2 protein-coding genes and 3 pseudogenes are annotated in these 3,211 nt (G+C 69.1%); 3 read left to right on the top strand and 2 right to left on the bottom strand.

Annotation, left to right across the window (positions count from 1 at the left end; all coding sequences use genetic code 11):
• Positions 1–93: 93 nt before the first annotated feature.
• From ACIBNA_RS44930 to ACIBNA_RS44940, 3 genes and pseudogenes are all read left to right on the top strand, one after another.
• Positions 94–256: pseudogene (locus ACIBNA_RS44930) on the top strand (IS256 family transposase); the annotation flags it as partial.
• A 122-nt stretch (positions 257–378) separates the two neighbouring features.
• Complete coding sequence (locus tag ACIBNA_RS44935; RefSeq protein ID WP_399171276.1) at positions 379–1,347, top strand: DUF1648 domain-containing protein; 969 nt, start codon at positions 379–381, stop codon at positions 1,345–1,347.
• A gap of 1 nt (position 1,348) precedes the next feature.
• The gene (locus ACIBNA_RS44940) at positions 1,349–1,789 is read left to right on the top strand and encodes a GntR family transcriptional regulator (protein WP_399171277.1); all 441 of its coding nucleotides are present in this window, start codon (positions 1,349–1,351) and stop codon (positions 1,787–1,789) included.
• A 226-nt stretch (positions 1,790–2,015) separates the two neighbouring features.
• On the opposite strand, the pseudogene ACIBNA_RS44945 reads toward ACIBNA_RS44940, so the two are convergent.
• Positions 2,016–2,883: pseudogene (locus ACIBNA_RS44945) on the bottom strand (helix-turn-helix domain-containing protein).
• Positions 2,884–2,995: 112 nt separating this feature from the next.
• Positions 2,996–3,211: pseudogene (locus ACIBNA_RS44950) on the bottom strand (hypothetical protein); the annotation flags it as partial.

Consider the following 3,211-nt stretch of genomic DNA (forward strand, 5'->3'; position numbering starts at 1 on the left):
ACCCCCCAGGTCATCCGTTCGACAGGGGGACACAGTCATGCCGGACCCGGAGGCCAGCGGCCCTCTTGCAGGACCGCGAAGAACATAACGGGGGGCAGCGCGGCCGCAGCCCTGGCCATGGTGTTCAAGCTGGTCGAGTCCGCCCAGGCCCGCTGGCGGGCCGTGAACGCACCCCACCTGGTCCGCCCTGGTACGGGCCGGCGCCCGCTTCGAGCGCGGTCAGATGATTGAACACCCCGAAGTTCACGCAGCCTGAACAACCTCAACTGACCTGCAGATTTCACCAATTGCTCGGGCGCCTGCCCCCGAAGCCGGTGAGCGACACACTGGCACCATCTCCGAAAGTTGTTCTACTGTGATGCGAACAAGGGGGTAAAAATGACTCGCTCCACAGGACGCGGCACCCTTGCCGCGCTGGCCGCACTTCCGTTCACCGTCGCACTCATCGCCGACCTGACCCTGTTCGCCGCCGTGCGTGACCGGCTGCCCGACCCGCTCGCCACCCACTTCCCGGGCACCACACCCGACCGCTTCACCAGCACCTCCTGGTTCCTGGCCGCCTGCGTCGGGGCGCTCGCCGGGACCGGCGCGCTGTTCACCGGGATCTGCGCGGCCCGCGGAGCGTTCACCCGCTGGGCGCTCACCGTTGGGTACGGGCTCGCCGGGCTGCTCGGCGGGGCCCTTGCCTCGGTGCTGCTCGTGAACGCCGACGCAGGCGGGAACGCCACCGCCACCAGGATGCCGCTGTGGCACATGGCCGCCGCCGCGGCGGCGGGCGCGGGTGCGGCCGGGGCGGGGTGGCTGACCGCGCGGGCGCTGCGCCTGCCCGACAGCGGGCGGCTGTCGACCGCCGGGGACGCCCCCGTCCTCGGCCCCGCCCTCGCCGAGGGCGAGATCGCGGGCTGGACCCGCACCGTCTCCTCCCGCCCTGCCCAACTCCTCGGCCTGCTGATGGCTGCCGTCGGCTGTGTACTGCTCCCGCCCGTGGGATGGGCGGTCGCCGTACCGCTCCTGATCCTCGGGCTGCTCGTGCTCGGCGCCTCCCGAATCCAGGTCACCGCCGGCCCGCGCGGCCTGACCGTGTCGCCCGCCGTGGCACCATGGCCCCGCACCCGGGTCCCGCTCGCCGAGATGGACCTGGCCGTGAGCCGCGACATCCGCCCGGCTGCGGACTTCGGTGGCTGGGGCTACCGCATCCGCCCCGACGCCACTGGTGTAGTGGTGCGCTCCGGTGAGGCCTTGGTAGTACGGCGCACCAGCGGTCGCGAATTCGCCGTCACCGTCGACGACTCCGCGACGGCCGCAGCCCTCCTCAACTCCCTGCTCCGCACCACCGTGAGGCACTGACATGCTCATCCGGGTCGACACCGGCTCCGCCACCCCGCTCGGCGACCAGATCGCCGCGCGGGTCCGGCGCGCGATCGCCGACGGCGAGGTCGCCCCCGGCGACCGCCTCCCCTCCGCCCGCGCGCTCGCTGAGTCCCTCGACGTCAACATCCACACGGTTCTCCGCGGCTACCAGCGCCTCCGCAACGAGGGCATGATCGAGCTCCGCCGTGGGCGCGGCGCGGTCGTCCTGGATAACCAGGGCACGTCGGCCCGCGCCCGCCTCCTCACCTTCGTGGACACCCTGGTCAGCGCATCGCGCGAACTCGGCCTGAGCGACGAGGAGATCCTCGGGCTCGTACGGGCGGGGATGGCCACGCCGGAGCCCCGAGAGCGCGGTGCGCCCCAGCTGGTCGACGAGAGGGATGATCGGCCGCATCGCACGGCACCGCCGGATCGGTGAGCTCACCCAGGCCAAGCCTCTCGCACTCATAGGAAACGACAGCACCAGCGGCTCGGGCAATTCGACGCTTGCCGGGCGATTCGAGAACGGCCTCTTGGACGAGCGACCCCGAGACCAGCTCAGCCTGATCACCAGTCAGCTGATCCACAGCTCTTGACAATTACTCCCGTTAGTTGATGCACCGTTCAACAGCGCATGGCTGCGAACGTGATCGGCCGGACAAGTCCTAGTGACCTGAGTCAGAGATTCGTCGGCAGTATGCGGCGACTTTGTCGAGGATCTCGTCGGGGGTCTTCGTCCAGCCGAAGGGCCTTGGGTTGTCATTCCAGTCGGCGAGCCAGTTCCGGATGTCGCGTTCGAGGGCCTGGACGGAGCGGTGGACACCGCGCTTGAGCTTCTTCTGCGTCAGATCGGCGAACCACCGCTCCACCAGGTTCAGCCAGGAAGAGCTTGTGCGCGTGACGTGGAGACGGAAGCGTGGGTGGACCAGCAGCCACTTCTTGATGATGGGCGTCTTGTGGGTGACGTAGTTGTCGAGGATGAGGTGGACGTCGAGGTCGGCGGGGACTTCCTTGTCGAGCTTGGCCAGGAACTTCTTGAACGCCACGGCCGGTCGAGGGTCTGGATCTGCGACTTCTCGTCCACGCAGAGCGCCAACGCCTTCTGCGGTGCGGGGCGAGCGTGAAGGCCAGCCGGATCCGGGAGATGGCCGACTGCGACATGCCCGTGGCCGCTGCCATGGACCTGGCCCACCAGTGGGTGGCGTTCTTCGGCTTCTCCTCCAGCGTCTTGACGATGACCCGCTCGACATTCGCGTCGGTGATCTTTCGCGGGACGCCGGGCCGTGGCTCGTCGGACGGGCAGTCCAGGCCGCGTTCGAGGAATCGCCTTCGCCAGGTGCGGACCGTGTCCGGACTGATCCGCAATCGGCGTGACACTTCCATGATCGAGTGCCCGTCGGCGCATTCCAGGACGGTCCGCGACCGCTGGGCCAGCGCCTGAGCCGTCATGCGGCGGTGCACCCAGCCCTCCAGCACAGCCCGCTGGGCATCGGTCACCGACAACGGCGGAATCCTCGGACCTGGACGACTCATACCGAACCAACGACGAATCTCCGACTCAGATCACCAGTACTCCAGCCGTACTTTGATGCCGCACGTGGAGTTGCTGCACCGCCCTGCCGGCCCTGAGCCGCACAGCCGGCCGTCATGGACGCACGACGACGGTCCATCCGGGGTTGTAGGTGTCCGGCACCGGAAAACGTGGCCAGTCGCGCGCCCAGTGCGGTGAGTTCCGCTCGCGAAGGACCAGCGCACTGGGGTGCGCCGGGGTGTTCGTCTCCGTGACAGTGCAGCCCGCGGTGTGGGCGATGGGAATCGTCGAGGTGTTTCCCGCGAGGACACACGGCGGGTGCACCCCGTG

Source organism: Streptomyces sp. NPDC050164 (genome assembly GCF_044459945.1).
GTDB lineage: Bacteria > Actinomycetota > Actinomycetes > Streptomycetales > Streptomycetaceae > Streptomyces > Streptomyces coeruleorubidus_A.

Bases quoted from the DNA above. Each gene is read 5' to 3' on its own strand.
- ACIBNA_RS44935 (WP_399171276.1), top strand. From the start codon at position 379: ATGACTCGCTCCACAGGACGCGGCACCCTTGCCGCGCTGGCCGCACTT.
- ACIBNA_RS44940 (WP_399171277.1), top strand. From the start codon at position 1,349: ATGCTCATCCGGGTCGACACCGGCTCCGCCACCCCGCTCGGCGACCAG.